Genomic DNA, 17,147 nt, shown 5'->3' with positions numbered 1-17,147 from the left:
CATGCCCAAACTGTTGATCTACTAAGCCATCTGGATATCCACTATCTTCGGAACAGCTGTTTTCGAGAATCGAAAACACGTGCACGTTGGCCGTAAAGGCACCCTAAAGCTTTGTAAAATTTGGTTAGAGCAACAATAGAGATTGTAAAATCAGGCGAATTAACGGTGAGCGAGCAGCGTGAGGTCTTGCAGATTGTTGAATTATACAGGGATGAGTTGATTCAACACTAGAATCAGTTTCTGACCGGACAGAAAATCGACATCATAAAAATTAATTGACATGACTACAGCTCCAACACAGCAGGTAGAAGGATATTGGAACATCGTCCCGGTCGTGCGGTCAATTGGTTTTCCAGCTACTGACCAACTACAGGTTGAGTTAGAAGACGGTCGTGTTATCAGTATGCCGTTAGAGCGTTTTCCAAGCATCCAGCAATTGACGATTGAGCAGCGGCAGCATTGGTACATATACGGAAATGGCTTCTCGTTCGATGATAGTAACGAAGTCATTCATATCGAACAAATTTTGGGAAATTTCAATCTGTACCGACACGAAGACAACGCATGATCGCCGTTATTCAGCGCGTCTCACAGGCTTCGGTCACGATTGGTGGTGAAGTGAAAGGTCAGATCGGTATCGGGTTTCTGGTGCTGCTGGGCATTACGCACACCGACACCCGCGAAGATGTGGACTGGCTCAGCAAAAAAATCGTGGGAATGCGGATTTTCAACGATGCCGCCCAGAAAATGAACCTCGATTTAGCCGCTATTAATGGCGATGTTCTGCTAATCAGTCAGTTCACACTCCACGCCAGCACCAAAAAGGGCAACCGCCCCGGCTTTACCGAAGCCGCCCGGCCGGATGTAGCTATTCCGCTCTACGAACTGATGATTGCCCAACTGACCACCGACCTCGGCAAACCCATTCAAACCGGCGTATTCGGGGCCGACATGAAAGTTGCTTTGCTCAACGACGGTCCTGTAACGATCATTATCGACTCGAAAAACCGGTTATAAATGAGTTCGTAGTTAGCCGGTCCGGTTCAATCACTACAAACCACAAACCTGCTTTCTCATGCCTAAAAATGTGCTTGGCTCCGACCTCGGTGGCTGCTGTACCAATCCGATGACCGGTTTCTACCGCGACGGTTTCTGCCGAACAGACGAGCAGGATCAAGGGCGTCACGTAATCTGCGCCATCATGTCCGAATCGTTTCTGACCTTCACCCGCAGCCGGGGAAATGACTTATCTACGCCCCGGCCGGAGTACCAGTTTCCCGGCCTCGTTCCCGGCGACCGTTGGTGCCTGTGTGCCCTGCGCTGGCGCGAAGCGTATGATGCGGGAGTTGCCCCGCCGGTGCTGCTGGCCTGCACCCACGAACGGGCGTTGCAGTACGTTTCACTCGACATGCTCCGGGCGTCGGCCTTTGAAGAGTAAACCAGTCAAACAGGTTAGATTCTTTTTTTTGTACTGCGATCTCATTTTAGGCGTTGATTCTTTGAAAACAGCTACTTTTACTTAAACCAGCCCATCGCCCACGTTCCTGACAGCAACGCGGGATAGAAGCCCGAATGGATTTTTTGCCTGCCGACATTACTGCTTACGCCGAAGCGCACACCTCGCCCGAAAGTGAGTTGCTCTACCAACTCAACCGCAACACCCGCGCTCAGGTGATGGCCCCCCGGATGCTGTCGGGCCACCTTCAGGGGCGGTTTCTGGCCATGATTTCGAGAATGATCCGCCCCCGGCGCATTCTCGAAATCGGCACCTACACCGGCTACTCGGCGCTGTGTCTTGCCGAAGGGCTTACCGATGATGGGACGCTGATTACCATCGATGCCAACGAAGAACTCGAAGATTTTGCCCGCTCCTACTGGCGTCAATCATCACTGAATGATAAAATAGACCTGCGCATTGGCCACGCAGCCGACCTAATTCCCACGCTTGACGGGCCGTTCGACCTGGTATTTATTGACGCTGACAAACGTAACAACAGCCTCTATTTTAACCTGATTTTTGATAAGCTCCGGCCGGGCGGCATCGTGCTGGCCGACAATGTGCTTTGGAGTGGCAAGGTTGTTGACGAGGTCAAACCAGTTGACCAGGATACGGCCGCCGTGCTGGCTTTCAACCAGAAAATTCAGGATGATCCGCGCATCGAGAATGTGCTGCTACCCATCCGCGATGGAATCATGCTAATTCGTAAATGTTAAGTTGTTCACTTATGCAAAGAAGAACTCCCCCCCTAACCCTGCTTCTGCTCCTGATTGGTTTTAGTACCCTGGCTCAAACGTCGACACCGACCGTTCCGGAGCAGGTGACGTTCGCCGACATTTCGGTGCGGTTCAGCACCGATGCCCGGCGCATTGTGCAACAGGATGTCAACGCGCTGCTGGCCAACCGGCAGTACTGGACCGCTAAGCTCGACCGCGTAGCACTGTATTTCCCCATGATCGAGTCGATTTTGATTGATGAGGATGTGCCAACCGACTTTAAATACCTCGCCGTGCAGGAAAGCTCACTCACCCCCGATGCTGTTTCATCGTCGGCGGCAGTGGGCTACTGGCAGTTTAAGCACGAAACGGCTACCGGCAACGGCCTGCGCGTCGACAACGAAATCGACGAGCGCAAGAGCATCACCGCATCAACTCACGGCGCTGGTAAGTACCTCAAAAAGAGCAACAGCCAGTTCAACAACTGGGTGGCTTCGCTCTACTCCTATTACCTCGGCGCGGGGGGTATTTCCAAACTGATTCCGCCCGATTGGTCCTACGCCCGCGAAGTGGTCCTCGACAGCCGTACTGACCGCTATATTCTGCGGTTCTTCGCCCATAAAATCGCGATTGAAAGCGCCTTGAAGTCCCACCAGTCCAATAACCGGTTTGCCCTGATTGAGTATCCCCACGGGGGTGGAAAAACCATTCGGGCCATTGCCGACGAGTTGGGCGTCGATGAGTTCGAGATCCGTAAATACAACCGCTGGATACTGGTCGAAACCGTGCCCACCGACAAATCGTACGTGTTAGCCATACCCGTATTGAACGACCAGATCAACGACGTACGCCAGAAAATAGTGAGTGTCAGCGGTCGAAAAACGGCCGACTTCGTGCAGAACGACGTTGGGTTTCCGGTGCTGCGCCGGGTGGCGATTGGGTCCGGTGGCAAAAACGAACCGGTGCTTTATGAAATCAATGGGTTGCCGGGTATTCAGGCCCAGGCGGGCGATGGCGTTACATCACTGGCCCGCAAAGCCAAGATCAGCGTATCGAGTTTCCTGCGCTACAACGACATGAACGACAGCGACCCGATTCTGCCGAATGACGTTTATTATTTAGCTAAAAAGCGCAAGAAAGCTTTAGTACCCTTTCATACCGTCCGCGAGGGCGAGACCGCCCGCAGCATCTCGCAGCGTTATGCCATCCGGCTTAAAAAACTCATGCGCAACAACCGGCTGGATCGAGTCCAGAAATTAGCCGTTGGGCGCGTCATGTGGCTGCGCGAACGTCGGCCGGGCAACAAACCCGTCGAAATTATCAACGCTCCCACCGCCCCGGTCTACGACCGTACGCCCAGCCCATCGGGTCGCGAGGTAGCGGCAGAACGCACGTCCAACCGACCCGTAACCGGCAGCGATGGAATACCGCGCAATTCGTCGGAGCGCAAACTGTATAAGCCCAAGTTGGTAGACGGGGGCATTACGCCCAACGATGGTACGTCGGAACCAGCTACCGTTCAGCGACCCGAGCCAGCACGCCCGGTTCGGCAGGCAGCTACGACGTCCCCACCAGCCACGCGGCCGGTCGTTGGTAGTTCGTCGATGGAGGCTGATGGATCGCAGCGGGTAGTGATCGTGCGCTCGTCGGAAACAGCACCGCCCAGCCCCACCCAATCGACCGAATCTGCCAACCGGCCCACGTCATCAGGTACCTCCAGGCCATCGTACTCAGCCGACCCGTCGCTTCAGCGCACGGGTTCGTCACCGGCTCAATCGGCGGAACGCACTGCGTATGACGGCCCACGCGAGCAGCAGGCCGACGGAACACTGACGGTGCCTGCGGGTAAAGCGCCCCCCCGACCAGCCGCCCCAACCGCTGTCAAACCCGAACCACGTCCGGTAGATGCTGATGTGGTCATGACCACCCCGAAACCAGTTTCCCCAACGGTTTCTCCTCGACCAACACCCGCAGCATCAATGGCGGGTAATCGCTCTAACACAACACACACCGTTGAACCAGGGCAGACCTACTACAGCATTTCGAGATTGTACGGCCTCACAGTTGATGAACTGCTGACGATGAACAGCATGACAACGAATGACTTACTGGAAGCAGGCAAGCAATTGACAGTACGAGCTATGCCCACGGCAACGGTTAAGCCGGTTCAGCCATCGCGAACGACACCGGCCAATACGTCGCCGGGCATGTCCTACCACACCGTGGCAAAGGGTGAGACGATGTTCCGCATTTCAAAACTCTACGGTATCACCATCGAGCAAATTCAGGCCTGGAATAACCTGACCGACGTCGGCGTTAAAGAAGGGCAGAAACTTAAAGTAAATGAATAATGTAAAATGAGTAATGGATAATGGACTGACGCATCATTCTACTTTCTACATTTTACATTACTCATTCTAATACGGATGATTTTATTAGACAACACCTGCATCAGCGACGACGTAGCGGAAAAGTTTTTCGTCTGCAACTTAGATAAGTGCAAAGGGGCCTGTTGCGTGGAAGGCGACATGGGCGCTCCCCTCGAAGGAGACGAACCGGCCATTCTGGACCGGATTTACGAAGATGTGAAGCCGTATCTCTCGCCCGCTGGTATTCGGGTTATTGAGCAGCGGGGCGGGTATGAATCCGACAATGACGGCGGCTACGTGACCAGTACCGTTGGCGGGCGCGAGTGTGTATATGCCACCTGGAACGAGCGTGGAATTCTTAAGTGCGGCATTGAAGAAGCGTATAACGATGGTAAAGTCGATTGGAAAAAACCCATCTCGTGCCATCTTTACCCCATTCGCATCACCAAGTACGAGTCTTTTCACGCCCTTAACTACGACCGCTGGCCCATTTGCAGCCCGGCCTGCGGATTCGGCGAACAACTCAACGTACCCATTTATAAGTTCGTACGCGAAGCTCTTATTCGCAGTTATGGCGAAGAATGGTATGGCCGACTGGCAAAAATCATCGAAGAAAAGAGCCCGGCCGAACCAGCGTTCAGCAACCGAACTGACACCGAATGCGACGGAAATTAATATTTTTTACACTGAATAATTTTGAACGTTGTGTTAACGTTTATTAAACAAAGCGCGGCCAATGTAGCGTCGCAGCAGCAGGCAATTAAACATTATGGTTTATTGCACTGTTAAAGAAATTGCTTAATTTAGCATAACAATCCTTTAACAAGGGAAGGTTGAACATCAAGATCCGGTGGCCTCCCGGTCACCAATCTTGAAATGGTGTGGATAGAAGCGGAAAGCCGCCCCGATATTCGGAGCGGCTTTTTTGTTGATTATCAACTATTTACAGCATTTATTTAATTACCCTCGGTCATCACCTCCGTCACCTAATTCAGCTTGAGCTGCCTATCTTGGAGCTTCGGCGTTTTGTGTGCGTTACTACTCAGTTACCTTCACACTCAAAATTTTATGCACGGGCCGTCACTGATCGCAATCATACGAAAGTGGATCATAGGTTGTTGAACGAAAAGGGCATTTTGGGGATTCATTGCAGGGCACAACCTCCATGACCCAATACTGGGGAGCGGGCAATAAGCCAATTGGGTAAGGCAGGCAGGATATAGCCGTCAAGTCTATAGCAAGCCAGACACACCTAACGTGCCTGCACCCATACTATGGCCTGCTCAGCAAAGCCGACGAGTCAACCCGTTACTCCAGTGCCGGGTTATATTCAACCTTAACCGGTTTCTTTTTACCCGTGATAAATCGGTTGACGACAAAGTAAATGACCAGCGCCGACAGCACCCCGGTCAGAAAGTCGGTCAGAGGAACCATGACCGCCGTATACAGCATCATCGCCAGCTCAAACCGCCCGGTGTGCCTGACTTCCCGGATCTCGGAGGGCTTAATCATGTTACTGGCTACCCAGACCAGAATACCGCCAATGCTGGCCATCGGAATCAGTTCGAGATACTGCGCTAAATTATAAGCCAGCGCGAGTTTCAGGATGGCTTTGAAGTAGCCAGCCAGTGGCGTTACGGCCCCGGCTTTGATGCTGGTGGCGGTCCGGGCCAGCGCGCCGGTGCAGGGAAAGCCCTGCACTAAGGGCGTAATGATCTGTACCATACCCTGGCCAAAAAACTCCTTGTCGGGGTTGAACGGGGTCTTCTGGTTATTGGCCAACCGGTCGGCCATGGACGAGCACAGGACACTTTCCACGCCCGATACGAACACGATAGCGCCCACAAAATAAAAAATATCGAAGACGACCGACGCGCTCAGGGCCGGCAGGGCCGGGGCAGTGAAGACGAAAAAGTTATTAGGAATCGAACCGTAGATGTCTTTGACCAGCACAATGCCCTGATCGGCCAGCACCGTAGCTGACAACAACGTCGTCAAGGTTAGGGCAATCAGGGGTCCGGGAATGAAGATGGAAATCCGCAGCACCAATTTGGTAACGGCAAATGTCAGCACGCCCAACAGAATGGACCACCCGTTGATTTTGTCTAAATTTTGAGAGGCCGCACGTAAGTTTTCAATCAGCCCCCCTTTCACCTCCTCATCCTGCCCCAGCAGGCTGGCGAATGATTCAATACCCAGAATATCTTCCAGGTTGGTGAGCGCAATGGCCGTCGCAATCCCAATGGTAAAGCCCACGATAATCGAATTGGGCACCAGTTTGGCGTATCGCCCGAAGCCATATATGCCCATGATAATGAGCACGATGCCCGCCAGAATGGATACCAGTACCAGGAAACTGTGGGCCGTGCCAAAATCACCACCGGCGGCCGGGCCGTACTTAGCCATCAAACCGGCAATGACGGGTATAAAGGCAGCGGTGGGGCCATAAACCTGGTATTTGGAGCCGCCGAACGTGCGGCCAACCACGCAGGCCAGCGCGCCGGCAATGATGCCGTTTTCGGGGCGCATTCCCATGGCCATCGCAAACCCCATGGCCATGGGAATGGCCGTCATAGCCACGATCAGGCCCGCGCTAAAATCCCGGTACACAACCGTAGCCCAGTTCGCCCTGGTCAGGTCCTCCCAGCGGGAATCGAAAAAAGTAAAAAACAACTTCAGTCTGCCTGCCGGTGTCGTCGGAAATAGTGTGTTTCTCATAGGGGATTAGTACAAAAATAAATTTTCGAGTTTATCGGTTTCAGCCGTGGCCGGATGCCCCTTCGAGCCTATTTGGTAGTGGGGAATCGGACATTTCTGGACGTAAGGCCAGGGGTCGAAGGCCCGATTACTCAGGTGCAGCCGGTACGACTCAGGAATGAAGATGGAGTCGATCTTCAACGTTTCGAGCAGGGTGTCGAACGCAGACTGCGCGTAGCCGTGAAACAACTTGATCCGCAGATTCCCAATTTTGGGTTCAAATCGGTTCCGTATAATACTGACGGCGTCGTTGAAATCATCCGTTGCTAAATCACGGATGATTTGGGTCGGCGAATAGAATAGCATTTCAGTAATTGAATCATCTAAGGTCTGGCAATGAAGCAGCACGACATCTACCCTTGGCTCGTCAATTAGTTCGAGCGCCAGCCTAAGCGTATGGAGTGAAGCTACCCGGAAATCGGTGGAAATCAGTATCGTTGTTTGACTATTCATCGTCCTGCGTTGATTGACGCATAAAAGTCCTCGTATTCAATTAGAGACGACTAAGAGAATGATTAGAAACGGATTAGAAATGGGGCAAACCGTTGACTTTAACTTATTTTTGACCTGCGCAAGTCGGAGCGGGGCTTAGCTGGGAGGTATTATGAAACACATTTTGCTGATAGAAGATGAAGTCAGCGTTGCTGAATTCATCCGGCGGGGTCTCACGGAGGAAAACTATGCGGTATCGGTGGCCTTCACTGGTGCAACCGGAACCCGAATGGCCCTGGAATCTTCCTTCGACCTGATTATCTTAGACATTATGCTGCCCGACCGAAACGGCCTGGTGGTTTGTCGGGACCTGCGCGACAACCACCTGCTGACGCCTGTTTTATTCCTGACGGCCTTAGGCACCGCCGAAAACATTGTTGTTGGTTTGAATGGTGGGGCCGATGATTACTTAGTGAAGCCGTTTAAATTTATCGAACTCAGTGCACGAGTCAAGGCCCTGCTCAGACGAGCCAATCAAACCGGCGAACCGGAAGCCCCTTCGTACACAACTCAGTATACGCTGGCCGATTTAACGGTGGATGACGTTGCCAAAACGGTAATTCGAAATGGGCAGCCTGTTCAGTTGACCGCTACGGAGTACCGACTGCTGCTGGCCCTGATCAGGAACAAGGGCAAGGTGTTGTCCCGAATTGATCTGCTGGAAACCGCCTGGGACCTGCACTTTAATACCGGCACCAACGTCGTTGACGTCTATGTCAATTATTTAAGGAGGAAACTCGATTCGGGTACATCCAACAAATTGATCCACACGGTAGTAGGCATGGGCTATGTACTGAAAGAGGCATGAACATCCGCATTCGCATTGCCTTATTGCTGGCCGCCTACAGCCTGACCATTCTGACCCTCCTCGGAGTAGGGATCTATCTGTTTCAGGGCAATTATTCCTACGTCGACTTCTACAAGCGGCTGGAAACCAGAGCCACCATTTCGGCCCGCTACAACCTTAAGCTGGATACGCTGAACCCGGAGAGTTACCGAACCATCCGCGAAAAGCACTTAGAACGGCTCGATGGGGAAAAAGAATACTTAATTCCCGTGGGCGATACCGTTTCGCCCGCCCAGCTTGCCCGCATTCATGGGCTACCCGTTCGATTTATTCAATCCATCCTTAAGGAAGGGCGGGCAACGGCCCAGCGCAGTACGACCTTCTACGCCGGTGTGCAGGTTAACGCAGCTGAGAAAGGCTACATCGTCGTCGTGTCGGCCAATAACTATTATATCAATCATCACCTTACCTTTTTGAGAAACATACTCGGTGTGGGTATTCTGCTCTCATTGATTATTTCGATCTACCTGTCATTTTATTTCTCAAAGCATATTTTTGATCCAATCCGGCGAATTACCAACCAAGTAAGGCACATCAGTACGGAGAACATCTACCTGCGGCTGGAAGAAACTACGTATCGAAACGAAATCAGCGAATTGACAGCTACGTTTAATGATCTGCTCAACCGGATTGAAACGGCGCTGGAGATTCAGAAAAACTTTATCAGCAACGCTTCCCATGAACTGGCCACGCCCCTGACATCCATCATCGGTGAAGCCGATGTTACGCTGAAACGAGAACGGAGTCCGGCCGAGTACCAGCAGGCCCTCCAAACGATCCTGATTCAGGCCGAGCGGCTCAATGAGATTACCCGGTCGCTGCTATCGCTGGCGCAGGTTGGCTTCAGGGGCAAGAAATTAGTTTTTGAAGTGATTCGCACAGATGAGCTGATCTGGGAAGCGAAGGCGATCATCGACAAGCTCAATCCCCAGAATAAAATTGGCGTTGAATTAAGTTTCTTACCCGAAGACCCGAAGAAACTAAAAGTGAATGGCAACCGACAGCTTCTTCAGCTCGCGCTGGTCAACCTGATCAGCAACGCCTGTAAGTATTCGTACAACAAGCCGGTATCGGTGCATATCGGAGCCAGTGATCAGCAGGTAATTATTGTTATTCTGGACAAAGGGGTGGGTATCCCGGAAGAAGAAATAAAATTTATTTTCGACCCTTTTTTCCGGGCTTCTAACAGCAAGCTGTTTGAGGGGTATGGTATTGGACTCCCGCTGGCCAGAAACATCATTACGCTGCATAACGGAACGCTTAACGTATCTTCCAAAATTGAAGTTGGCACCACCGTGCAAATTAGAATTCCGTCATTGTCCTAAATGAGCACTATGTAACCTTAAGACCACAGTGGATCATAGGTTGTTGAACGAAAAGGGCATTTTACGGAATCATTGTGATGCATAAATCGCATAGCCCAGTGCTGGCCGGATGACCATTAAAGTTGCCCGAAAGCGAATCTTCACTTTGCCAGCCACCGTAACGCTTGACCCCGCAACTGCACTTCGGCTTTGAGCGACACGTCGGACGTGAACTGCTCCGTTTGCGTATCATTAAGTTGCACCCCACTCGAATCCCGCACGGTTAGCCGCAACGACTGATAGCGGTCAGTACCCAGAACGGCAAAACTGTTGCGGCTTCCCGTTAGTATCATCGGGCCGCTCACGGTCAGATAGTTGGTACGCAACCGGGTATTGTCCAACTCAATCGCAAGCGTGGTAGCAGTTCGTTTAAGAACAGTAAGTCGTCCGTTCCTGATGCGCAGGCTTTGCAGGTCAGGCAAACGCAGGACCAGTCCGGCTCCCAGTGCATTATACGCGTCGTTTTTCGGCTCATGCGGGCCGTCGTAATCGGGTGTGAACGTAACGTAAGCGGTATCGCCCTGCTCCCGCACCCGGAAGAATTTGGCTCGTTCGGGTTGTATTAATGCCTGCGCTTTCCCGGTACTTTGTTCAACAATTACTTCGTCAGTCGGGGCACCCTCAATAACCCAATGCGTTACGGTAGGCACCTCCCGCCGGTCAAACGTCTGGTACGGATCGCTCCAGTTAATCTTGTCGTACTGCCGCTTCAGCAATACGTCCGTTGCGACCATGCCCGTCAGCGTGACGACGGCGATGATCGCTAAGAGAATGTGGCTTGTTTTCATTGCGCGTTGTTTGTGGCGTTTACGTATTCGTCGTAGCGCGTTTCGATTTCGCGCAGGTCGATATTCAACAGGGTCAGGTTCTTGAAGAACTGGGGCAGATCGTTTTCCAGAAACTGTTCGCGCCGAAACCCGCGAATCTTGTTGGTGGCGTCGTCGGCGGGGAAGTAGCCGATGCCGCGTTTGTTAGCAATCACGCCCTGTTGATTCAGAAATTCGTAGGTCCGCATGACGGTGTTGGGGTTTACTTCCAGTTCGGCGGCCAACTCGCGGACGGACGGAATCTTGTCGCCCGCCCCCCAGTGGCCCAGCAGCACCTGCTCGCTGACGTACTCGGCAATTTGCAGGTAAATGGCTTGTTTATCGCGGAAATCCATCGTTATACCTCCCGTTCTTTGAGCCTGAAATAGGCGGTGATGTACAACAAGACGACGACCACACTGCCCACGGCGTAGCGAATCTGACTACCAATGGGCTGGGGCAGACTGATAGTACGATAGAACAATTCTCCCGTTGGCGGCTGCGCCAGAAAATTGTTGAATGGTATAACGTTACTGGCAGAATCTGATCCGGTCAGGCTGCTCAGAATGGCTGAGTTGAGAAACATACTACCAATGAAGAGACAGAAGGCCAGCACAGCTACCAAAGGCAATGAGTATCGTTTAACAATCAACAAGAAAACAGTGGACAGCGGGTGTAACAAGCCAGTAAGTACCAAAATAGGCGTGGGTGGCCAGAACCCATCAGACTGATAAAAAGGCTTGATCGACAGTATACCACCCACATTTCTGATCTGCGCTAATTGAGCCGGACTCCACTGACGACCATTGACATATGCCACACCGAACGAATCCAAAACCGTAAATATCAGCACATACACGGTTAAAAAACATACTCCCGACACTAACCACAACAAGACGAATTTCTCCAACTGAGATGCAGGTTGCAACAGGTAGTTGAGTGACCGCTCTTTATTGTTTAGTATATCAGTTTGCTGCCAAGTGAAAACGTACCAGGCCGCCCAGCCCAGGAAAAAACAAGGAATTGGCCGGTTACGGTCTACAGCAAAAGGCAAGTTGCGGTAAAATACAACAGTCAGTGCTATCATTAAACCAATCAGCAACGCCAGCCCAGCCAATAGTTGTCCCCGGTTATCGGTAAAGTGTTTGCGCAGCAACCGCCCGAAACGGGGCAGTGAAAAGGTCTGGTTCATGCGTTGGTGAGGATTGAAGTGGACGAAAACAATTGTTTAATACGCTCTGGCTCGGCTTGCACGGCGTTGAAAAGCCGCTCCAAATCCAGCCGACTGTGTTCACTATTTCGGTTCTCGGCGATAATGGCGTAACCACCCACCGCCCGCTCTGAGTACAGAATCGAACGACCCTTTTCCAACTCCGTCACCATGCCAAACCACAGCCGCGCCGTAATCTCTTCGACCGACGCGTTCAGTGCTACCGTCATGTGTGAGCGTGACCGCTCGGCCAAAATCACGATAGGATCAATGAGCGCTTCGAGGTCGCGAACCTGATGCGTCGAAATAACAACCGTCCGGCGCTCGTCTACCGCCCCGGCTACTAACCGCCGAAACTGACTCTTCGACGGAATATCTAAGCCATTGGTTGGCTCGTCCATCAGCAGCACGGCCGTGTTGGTAGCTAATCCAAAACCGATCAGTACCTTTTTCTTCTGACCGTAAGACAGTTCGCTCAGCTTCTGGTCATCGGTCAGACCAAACTCCCAGACGTAGCGCGCCATCTGCGCCCGGTCGAAATGCGGATAGAACGGCGCATTGCTGTCCACGAACTGCCGGATGCGAACGGGCGGCAGATAAAATTCCTCCGGCACCAGAAACAAATCTTCCAGAAATGCTGGTTTGCGGTCGGCGGGGGTGTATTCGCCCACCCGAATGCTCCCCGACTTTGGGTAAAGCAGTCCCGACAGTAGCCGGAGCAGCGTCGACTTTCCGGCTCCGTTCGGCCCCAGCAGACCATAAATGCTACCCGGCGACAGCGACAGGTTTAGCCCCTCGTACAACGGCTTGTTGCGCCGGTAGCCGAACGACACATTGCGTAGTTCAAGCATAAAAGTTTAGGTTGTTATAGTGTATTAGATAAATAGTACACTGCAATGGTAAGCGTCTTTTTTTGAATAATCAATCAGATGGAAGAGATTTATTTATCGTAGATGATTTTTGTCATTCCGACCGGTCCGCCGGTGCGGCAGGAATGACAAACACTCACAAACTTATCGGCTAACTTGCCGCCATAAATCATTAATCAGCTTACGACTCGTTTCATGTCAGCAACCCGCAGCAACACCCGCATTTTGTTAGCCTCCCGCCCGGTGGGCAACCCTCAACCGGAAAATCTTACACTCGAAACCGTACCTGTGCCAGTTTTGGAATCCGGTCAGGTGCTGGTACAAACCAAATACGTTTCGCTCGACCCGGCCATGCGCGGCTGGATGAACGAAGGAAAATCATACATTCCGCCCATTCAGATCGGCGAGGTGTTCCGGGCAGGTGCGGCCGGGCAGGTTATCGAGTCTAAACACGAACAGTACGCCGTTGGCGACTATGTGACGGGCACCTGGGGCGTTCAGCAGTTCGCCGTCCTTACCGGTCCCTCTGACCACGACAAAGGCGACAGCATCCTCAAAGTCGACACCAGCATTGCGCCGTTGGAAACGTACATGGCCACGCTGGGTATGCCCGGCATGACCGCCTACTTTGGGTTGCTCGATACGGGTCAGCCACAAACGGGCGAAACCGTCGTGGTGTCGGGGGCGGCCGGGGCGGTGGGGAGCGTTGTGGGGCAGATTGCCAAAATCAAAGGGTGCCGCGTCGTGGGTATCGCCGGAGATCAGGAAAAGTGTGACTACTGTGTCAACGAATTAGGCTTCGACGCCTGCATCAATTACAAAACCGACGATGTTCGGAAAGCCCTCAAAACCATCTGCCCCGGTGGTGTGGATGTGTATTTCGACAATGTTGGGGGCGATATATTAGACATTGTGCTGACTCAGATTCGGCGGAAAGCAAGGATTGTGATCTGCGGGGCTATTTCGCAGTATAACAACACGACGCCCGTTAAAGGCCCGTCGAACTACCTGTCGCTGCTCACTAACCGCGCCCGCATGGAAGGTATTGTGGTGTTCGATAATGCCGCCAACTATGGGGTAGCTGCCCACGAAATGGCGGGCTGGATTCGGGAAGAGAAACTCGGCTCACGGGTTCAGATCGAGTACGGCATCGAAAACTTCCTACCTGCGCTGATGATGCTGTTCACCGGCAAAAATAAGGGCAAGTTGTTGCTACAGGTCGATTGATTACGATGAAGCTGTTTAGGCTTTTGTTTTAGTGCCCCATTTTAATTTGCTATTCGGGTTAACCGTATCCTGGACGGCCACGTCCGGGCGAAAAAAACCTGTTTACGCCCGGACGTGGCCGTCCAAGATACGGCTGACTGCCTACAGCGAAGAATTCTAAACAGCTTCAATAAAAAAGGCTCAACCGTTGCTGGTTGAGCCTTTTTGCCTATCTGAGAACTGTTATCGGTTATCTATTTTCTTTGCTTCTTTCTTCAGGTTCTTGTTAGCCTTTTTCAGGTCTTTAGCTGCGTCAGCTTTCGTATCGTCGCCCGCCCGTTTGGCGTCTTTCTTCATGGCTTTGGCATCCTGCTTCAATTCCTTACCCGTTGCTTTGGCTTCTTTTTTCACCTCGTCCTGAGCAAAGGCTGCGCCCGACATTAGCAGGACAGCAACAACAGCAATCATCATCTTTTTCATAATCGTGCTTGTCTAATAAATTGGTTAAACTACTCCTTGTTTGCGGTTTTCACTCGATTACCGTTCTCAGTTGCCCCCTGAACGGCCTGTTTACCACTTCTTGGTTTTGGCTTCTGTGGCCGGTCGGGTTTTTGTCCATTAAATTTCTCGGCTGTTGCTTTTTCTTTTTCCTTATCAGGAACGCGCATGGCCGCACTGTTGAGTTTATTGCTGCTTTTGATGCTTTCGCGCTGAGCCATGGCCATGGCAGGCAGAAAGAGCATAAGTGCAATAGCGAAGACGGTTTTCATAGCAGTTGAGTTTGCAGACGACCGGACACACAAGAGTTCACTCGCCCATCAAGCACACGTTGGCTTAGTTCGATGACGTGTTTTTCCGCTTTTTCAATTTCCTGGCTTTCACCGTGCTACCACCCGTCATTGTGCTACTACGTGCGTCGGTCGTGGTCACGGAGCCATTGTTAGTGGTGCCATCGGTAACGCTACCCGCGCTGTTCTGCTCCAGTGTAGTTCCCGTTCCAGTGCTTTGAGTAGTATTAGCGGTTCCGTTAATGCCCGTGCTGGATGAGTTTGAGTTGGATAAGCTTGACCCGGTTGTGCCGGTTTGGCTATTCGTAGTCGTGCCAGCCGAGCCGTTGTTGGTCGTTCCCGATGTAACCGTGCCCGCGCTGTTCTGTTCCAGCGTTGTACCAGCACCGGTCGAGCCGGTAGTTGTCGTTTGACCACCCGTTGCGTTTGTGGGAGATTGTTGGGCTGCGGCCGACCCGGCAATGAGCAGGACGGCGGCAACTGTAGCGAGTGCGTTTTTCATTGTGTTGAGTTAATTGGTTTTCCTACATAACTCAACAGAATAGCAGGGGTTTAAAAAAAAGAGAAAACCCTGCTGTATGGACCTTCTGATCAACGAACCGCTTCCAGCTTGAACTCCGAGGTTAAATGAAACTGCACATCCGGGTTGTTCTGCTGGTTCATGCGGAGCATCCAGTCCGATTCGGCCAGAAAAACGGCGTTATTGTCTTTATCGTAAGCAATCTGGTTGCCTTTGAGCCGGATAAATTCGGCCAGTTTAGCTGGGTTTTCGGCCGTGATCCAGCAGGCTTTGGTGTAGTTAAGCGGCACCCACCGGCACTTAGCCCCGTATTCATTCTCCAGCCGGTATTGAATTACCTCAAACTGGAGTTCGCCTACAGTGCCAACGAATTTCCGGTTGCCGAGTTCAAGCGTAAATAACTGCGCCACACCTTCATCCGTCAACTGCTGAATACCTTTGTCCAGCTGCTTCGACTTCATGGGGTCGAGGTTGACGAGTTCTTTGAATATTTCGGGCGAGAAACTCGGAATGCCCTGGAACTGAAACGCTTCGCCTTCGGTCAGCGTGTCGCCGATTTTGAACGTACCCGTATCGTACAACCCAACCACATCGCCGGGGAACCCTTCTTCAACAACGCTCTTGCTGTCGGCCATAAAGCTGAACGGCGAGGCAAAGCGCACGTTTTTGTCCAAACGGATGTGGTGGTAGAATTTACCCCGCTCAAACACCCCTGAGCAGATGCGCAGGAACGCAATGCGGTCGCGGTGGCGGGGGTCAAGGTTCGCGTGAATTTTGAAGACGAAGCCGCTGAAGGCCTTCTCACCGGGCAGCACCTCACGTTTGTCGGTTGGGCGGGCGATGGGTTCGGGCGAGATGTCGCAAAAGCCTTCGAGGAGTTCTTTTACGCCGAAGTTATTAACCGCCGAGCCGAAAAATACCGGAGCCAATTTCCCGTCTAAATACGCCTGCCGGTCGAACCCGTCATACACGCCGTCGATCAATTCAACGTCTTCCCGAAGTTGAGCAGCATCACGAGCGCCCACTTTTTGGTCGAGCAGGTCATCAGCCAGATCGATGGGCAATACGTCGGCCTCTACTTTGGTTTTGTTGGCTTTGAAGAAATATAACTTTTGCTCGATCAGGCTATACACCCCTTTGAAGTCCGACCCCATGTTGACGGGCCACGTCATGGGCCGAACGCGAATGTTCAGCTTCTCTTCCAGTTCATCCAGCAGGTCGAACGGGTTACGGCCTTCGCGGTCCATTTTATTGATAAAAATAATCACCGGCGTATCGCGCATCCGGCATACTTCCATCAGCCGCTCGGTCTGTTCCTCCACGCCTTTCACGCAGTCGATCACCAGAATAACACTGTCGACGGCGGTCAGCGTCCGGTACGTATCTTCCGCGAAATCTTTGTGACCGGGCGTGTCGAGGATATTAATCTTCAGGCGGTCATACTCAAACGTCATTACCGACGTCGCGACAGAGATACCCCGCTGTTTCTCAATTTCCATAAAGTCGGACGTAGCCGACTTCTTGATTTTATTGGATTTGACGGCCCCAGCCGTTTGGATGGCCCCACCGAAAAGCAACAGTTTTTCGGTCAGCGTGGTCTTGCCGGCATCGGGGTGGCTAATGATGGCGAACGTCCGCCGACGGGCGGTTTCAGCCTGTATATTCGTTTGCATTATTTTAAGAATCAGAGGGCAAAAGTAGGGAT

Annotated in this window: 19 protein-coding genes; 9 read left to right on the top strand and 10 right to left on the bottom strand. The window is 52.1% G+C overall.

The window, feature by feature from the left end; translation table 11 throughout:
* Window positions 1–280 precede the first annotated feature (280 nt).
* The 6 genes from ACYVHB_RS00830 (at window position 281) to ACYVHB_RS00805 (ending at window position 5,258) form a co-directional block, all read left to right on the top strand.
* On the top strand, window positions 281–568 hold the full coding sequence (locus tag ACYVHB_RS00830) for a DUF2442 domain-containing protein (protein WP_461048701.1): 288 nt from the start codon (window positions 281–283) through the stop codon (window positions 566–568).
* Entirely contained in the window at window positions 565–1,017 is a 453-nt protein-coding gene (gene dtd, locus ACYVHB_RS00825; protein ID WP_461048699.1) for a D-aminoacyl-tRNA deacylase, read from the top strand. The genes ACYVHB_RS00830 and dtd overlap by 4 nt, the downstream gene beginning before the upstream one ends.
* Window positions 1,018–1,075: 58 nt before the next feature.
* Entirely contained in the window at window positions 1,076–1,438 is a 363-nt protein-coding gene (locus ACYVHB_RS00820; protein ID WP_461048697.1) for a DUF2237 family protein, read from the top strand.
* Between the two features lie 134 nt (window positions 1,439–1,572).
* Window positions 1,573–2,214: an O-methyltransferase gene (locus ACYVHB_RS00815; RefSeq protein ID WP_461048695.1), complete on the top strand. Its 642-nt coding sequence runs from the start codon at window positions 1,573–1,575 to the stop codon at window positions 2,212–2,214.
* An 11-nt stretch (window positions 2,215–2,225) separates the two neighbouring features.
* Complete coding sequence (locus tag ACYVHB_RS00810; RefSeq protein WP_461048693.1) at window positions 2,226–4,565, top strand: LysM peptidoglycan-binding domain-containing protein; 2,340 nt, start codon at window positions 2,226–2,228, stop codon at window positions 4,563–4,565.
* A 75-nt stretch (window positions 4,566–4,640) separates the two neighbouring features.
* The gene (locus ACYVHB_RS00805) at window positions 4,641–5,258 is read left to right on the top strand and encodes a DUF3109 family protein (RefSeq protein ID WP_461048692.1); all 618 of its coding nucleotides are present in this window, start codon (window positions 4,641–4,643) and stop codon (window positions 5,256–5,258) included.
* A gap of 633 nt (window positions 5,259–5,891) precedes the next feature.
* Here the strand turns inward: ACYVHB_RS00805 and ACYVHB_RS00800 are convergent.
* Window positions 5,892–7,301, bottom strand: a complete 1,410-nt coding sequence (locus ACYVHB_RS00800) for a SulP family inorganic anion transporter (RefSeq protein ID WP_461048691.1) — start codon at window positions 7,299–7,301, stop codon at window positions 5,892–5,894.
* 6 nt (window positions 7,302–7,307) lie between these two features.
* On the bottom strand, window positions 7,308–7,793 hold the full coding sequence (locus ACYVHB_RS00795; RefSeq protein ID WP_461048689.1) for a hypothetical protein: 486 nt from the start codon (window positions 7,791–7,793) through the stop codon (window positions 7,308–7,310).
* A 151-nt stretch (window positions 7,794–7,944) separates the two neighbouring features.
* Here ACYVHB_RS00795 and ACYVHB_RS00790 point away from each other — a divergent pair, with 151 nt between their 5' ends.
* Both ACYVHB_RS00790 and ACYVHB_RS00785 read left to right on the top strand, forming a co-directional pair.
* Window positions 7,945–8,640, top strand: coding sequence for a response regulator transcription factor (locus ACYVHB_RS00790; protein WP_461048687.1), 696 nt, complete (start codon window positions 7,945–7,947; stop codon window positions 8,638–8,640).
* Entirely contained in the window at window positions 8,637–10,004 is a 1,368-nt protein-coding gene (locus ACYVHB_RS00785; protein ID WP_461048685.1) for a HAMP domain-containing sensor histidine kinase, read from the top strand. Before ACYVHB_RS00790 ends, ACYVHB_RS00785 begins: the two co-directional genes overlap by 4 nt.
* Before the next feature lie 140 nt (window positions 10,005–10,144).
* Here ACYVHB_RS00785 and ACYVHB_RS00780 read toward each other — a convergent pair whose 3' ends face one another.
* The 4 genes from ACYVHB_RS00780 to ACYVHB_RS00765 are packed head-to-tail and all read right to left on the bottom strand — an operon-like array spanning window position 10,145 to window position 12,910.
* Window positions 10,145–10,831: a hypothetical protein gene (locus ACYVHB_RS00780; protein WP_461048683.1), complete on the bottom strand. Its 687-nt coding sequence runs from the start codon at window positions 10,829–10,831 to the stop codon at window positions 10,145–10,147.
* Window positions 10,828–11,205 (bottom strand): GntR family transcriptional regulator, encoded by a 378-nt coding sequence (locus ACYVHB_RS00775; protein ID WP_461048681.1) that lies wholly within the window; start codon window positions 11,203–11,205, stop codon window positions 10,828–10,830. The genes ACYVHB_RS00780 and ACYVHB_RS00775 overlap by 4 nt, the downstream gene beginning before the upstream one ends.
* 2 nt (window positions 11,206–11,207) lie before the next feature.
* Window positions 11,208–12,041 (bottom strand): hypothetical protein, encoded by an 834-nt coding sequence (locus ACYVHB_RS00770; protein WP_461048679.1) that lies wholly within the window; start codon window positions 12,039–12,041, stop codon window positions 11,208–11,210.
* Complete coding sequence (locus ACYVHB_RS00765; protein WP_461048678.1) at window positions 12,038–12,910, bottom strand: ABC transporter ATP-binding protein; 873 nt, start codon at window positions 12,908–12,910, stop codon at window positions 12,038–12,040. Before ACYVHB_RS00765 ends, ACYVHB_RS00770 begins: the two co-directional genes overlap by 4 nt.
* A 213-nt stretch (window positions 12,911–13,123) precedes the next feature.
* On the opposite strand from ACYVHB_RS00765, the gene ACYVHB_RS00760 reads away from it, so the two are divergent.
* Window positions 13,124–14,155, top strand: coding sequence for an NADP-dependent oxidoreductase (locus ACYVHB_RS00760; RefSeq protein ID WP_461048676.1), 1,032 nt, complete (start codon window positions 13,124–13,126; stop codon window positions 14,153–14,155).
* Between the two features lie 222 nt (window positions 14,156–14,377).
* On the opposite strand, the gene ACYVHB_RS00755 is transcribed toward ACYVHB_RS00760, so the two are convergent.
* The 4 genes from ACYVHB_RS00755 to ACYVHB_RS00740 form a co-directional block, all read right to left on the bottom strand.
* Window positions 14,378–14,614, bottom strand: coding sequence for a hypothetical protein (locus tag ACYVHB_RS00755; protein WP_461048674.1), 237 nt, complete (start codon window positions 14,612–14,614; stop codon window positions 14,378–14,380).
* 29 nt (window positions 14,615–14,643) lie between these two features.
* The gene (locus ACYVHB_RS00750; RefSeq protein WP_461048672.1) at window positions 14,644–14,904 is read right to left on the bottom strand and encodes a hypothetical protein; all 261 of its coding nucleotides are present in this window, start codon (window positions 14,902–14,904) and stop codon (window positions 14,644–14,646) included.
* A gap of 64 nt (window positions 14,905–14,968) precedes the next feature.
* A complete protein-coding gene (locus ACYVHB_RS00745; protein WP_461048670.1) occupies window positions 14,969–15,424 on the bottom strand; it encodes a hypothetical protein in 456 nt (151 codons plus the stop codon).
* Between the two features lie 89 nt (window positions 15,425–15,513).
* Window positions 15,514–17,115: a peptide chain release factor 3 gene (locus ACYVHB_RS00740; protein WP_461048668.1), complete on the bottom strand. Its 1,602-nt coding sequence runs from the start codon at window positions 17,113–17,115 to the stop codon at window positions 15,514–15,516.
* Window positions 17,116–17,147: the final 32 nt, after the last annotated feature.

This window comes from Spirosoma arcticum (assembly GCF_054779955.1).
The sequence above is the reverse complement of the archived record's forward strand: the minus strand, read 5'-3'. Positions and strand labels throughout refer to the sequence as shown.

What these genes read in the sequence shown, in the direction of transcription:
- ACYVHB_RS00800 (WP_461048691.1), bottom strand. Translation starts at nt 7,301, where the DNA reads ATGAGAAACACACTATTTCCGACGACACCGGCAGGCAGACTGAAGTTG.
- dtd (WP_461048699.1), top strand. Translation starts at nt 565, where the DNA reads ATGATCGCCGTTATTCAGCGCGTCTCACAGGCTTCGGTCACGATTGGT.
- ACYVHB_RS00780 (WP_461048683.1), bottom strand. Translation starts at nt 10,831, where the DNA reads ATGAAAACAAGCCACATTCTCTTAGCGATCATCGCCGTCGTCACGCTG.
- ACYVHB_RS00790 (WP_461048687.1), top strand. Translation starts at nt 7,945, where the DNA reads ATGAAACACATTTTGCTGATAGAAGATGAAGTCAGCGTTGCTGAATTC.
- ACYVHB_RS00755 (WP_461048674.1), bottom strand. Translation starts at nt 14,614, where the DNA reads ATGAAAAAGATGATGATTGCTGTTGTTGCTGTCCTGCTAATGTCGGGC.
- ACYVHB_RS00770 (WP_461048679.1), bottom strand. Translation starts at nt 12,041, where the DNA reads ATGAACCAGACCTTTTCACTGCCCCGTTTCGGGCGGTTGCTGCGCAAA.
- ACYVHB_RS00740 (WP_461048668.1), bottom strand. Translation starts at nt 17,115, where the DNA reads ATGCAAACGAATATACAGGCTGAAACCGCCCGTCGGCGGACGTTCGCC.
- ACYVHB_RS00815 (WP_461048695.1), top strand. Translation starts at nt 1,573, where the DNA reads ATGGATTTTTTGCCTGCCGACATTACTGCTTACGCCGAAGCGCACACC.
- ACYVHB_RS00795 (WP_461048689.1), bottom strand. Translation starts at nt 7,793, where the DNA reads ATGAATAGTCAAACAACGATACTGATTTCCACCGATTTCCGGGTAGCT.
- ACYVHB_RS00775 (WP_461048681.1), bottom strand. Translation starts at nt 11,205, where the DNA reads ATGGATTTCCGCGATAAACAAGCCATTTACCTGCAAATTGCCGAGTAC.
- ACYVHB_RS00820 (WP_461048697.1), top strand. Translation starts at nt 1,076, where the DNA reads ATGCCTAAAAATGTGCTTGGCTCCGACCTCGGTGGCTGCTGTACCAAT.
- ACYVHB_RS00830 (WP_461048701.1), top strand. Translation starts at nt 281, where the DNA reads ATGACTACAGCTCCAACACAGCAGGTAGAAGGATATTGGAACATCGTC.
- ACYVHB_RS00765 (WP_461048678.1), bottom strand. Translation starts at nt 12,910, where the DNA reads ATGCTTGAACTACGCAATGTGTCGTTCGGCTACCGGCGCAACAAGCCG.
- ACYVHB_RS00750 (WP_461048672.1), bottom strand. Translation starts at nt 14,904, where the DNA reads ATGAAAACCGTCTTCGCTATTGCACTTATGCTCTTTCTGCCTGCCATG.
- ACYVHB_RS00745 (WP_461048670.1), bottom strand. Translation starts at nt 15,424, where the DNA reads ATGAAAAACGCACTCGCTACAGTTGCCGCCGTCCTGCTCATTGCCGGG.
- ACYVHB_RS00805 (WP_461048692.1), top strand. Translation starts at nt 4,641, where the DNA reads ATGATTTTATTAGACAACACCTGCATCAGCGACGACGTAGCGGAAAAG.
- ACYVHB_RS00760 (WP_461048676.1), top strand. Translation starts at nt 13,124, where the DNA reads ATGTCAGCAACCCGCAGCAACACCCGCATTTTGTTAGCCTCCCGCCCG.
- ACYVHB_RS00785 (WP_461048685.1), top strand. Translation starts at nt 8,637, where the DNA reads ATGAACATCCGCATTCGCATTGCCTTATTGCTGGCCGCCTACAGCCTG.
- ACYVHB_RS00810 (WP_461048693.1), top strand. Translation starts at nt 2,226, where the DNA reads ATGCAAAGAAGAACTCCCCCCCTAACCCTGCTTCTGCTCCTGATTGGT.